Source organism: Kitasatospora sp. NPDC007106 (assembly GCF_040634455.1).
In the GTDB taxonomy this organism is placed as follows: Bacteria; Actinomycetota; Actinomycetes; order Streptomycetales; family Streptomycetaceae; genus Kitasatospora; species Kitasatospora arboriphila.
Window position 1 is genome coordinate 1 of record NZ_JBEYFP010001383.1, and the last position, 1155, is coordinate 1155.

Genomic DNA, 1155 nt, shown 5'->3' on the forward strand with positions numbered 1-1155 from the left:
GGAGGCACTCCGGGCCCTGCAGACGATGGGCCTGACCGTCTCCAGGACCGGCAAGGGAACCTTCGTCGTGGCGAACACGGTCGAGGACCCCACCTTCGGCGACTACGCCGCGAGCGACCTGCTCGAGGTACGCCGCCACGTCGAGATCCCGGTCGCCGGCTACGCGGCGCTGCGCCGCACCCCGGAGGACCTGGACCACCTGGCCCACCTGCTCGACCGGATGGAGCGGGAGGCCGACACCACCGCATGGGTCGCGCTGGACACCGTCTTCCACCTGGCGGTGGCCGAGGCTTCCCGCAATCCGGTCTTCCGCCGGGTCATCGAGGAGATCCGGGACGCACTGGCGCGTCAGTCGACCTTCCTCAACGAGCTGGGCGGTCGGCGTGAGCAGTCCAACTGCGAGCACCGGGCGATCGTCGAGGCGCTGATCGACGGTTCCGAACACGACGCGGTCGAGGCCATGTCCCACCACCTTCACCGGGTCGAGACCACCCTCACCGACATCGTGCACCCCAAACGCACGAAGTCCCCCACGGAAGGCATACCCGAGGCGTGAGCGAGCAGTTCCTCAAGGACGAGAAGCGCCCCACGACCCGTCACGTCGACGCCGGAGACACCGGCTACAGCAAGTCCCTGAAACCCCGGCACGTCAACATGATCGCCATCGGCGGAGCGATCGGCACCGGCCTCTTCCTCGGTGCGGGCGGACGCCTCGCCGACGCCGGGCCCTCCCTGTTCGTCGCGTACGCCGTCTGCGGCGTCTTCGCGTTCCTCGTCGTGCGCGCGCTCGGCGAGCTCGTCCTGTACCGGCCCTCTTCCGGCGCCTTCGTGTCGTACGCCCGGGAGTTCCTGGGGGAGAAGGGCGCGTACACGGCGGGGTGGATGTACTTCCTGAACTGGGCCACCACCGGCATCGCCGACATCACCGCGGTGGCCACGTACACCCACTACTGGCACCTGTTCTCCGACGTCCCGCAGTGGGTCATCGCGCTCGTCGCCCTGGCCGTGGTCCTCACCGTGAACCTCATCTCGGTGCGGATCTTCGGTGAGCTGGAGTTCTGGTTCGCCGTCGTGAAGGTGGGCGCGCTGCTGGTCTTCATGGGTATCGCGATCTTCCTGCTGGTCACCCGGCACCCGGTCGACGGTGCCGTACCC

At 68.6% G+C, this 1155-nt stretch carries 2 protein-coding genes; both read left to right on the plus strand.

The features are described 5' to 3' along the window. On the plus strand, nucleotides 1-556 hold a 556-nt coding region (locus tag ABZ641_RS38665; RefSeq protein WP_359989376.1), incomplete at its 5' end, for an FCD domain-containing protein. After that, a partial coding sequence (locus tag ABZ641_RS38670) for an amino acid permease (RefSeq protein WP_359989378.1) occupies nucleotides 553-1155 on the plus strand: 603 nt, incomplete at its 3' end. The genes ABZ641_RS38665 and ABZ641_RS38670, both read left to right, overlap by 4 nt.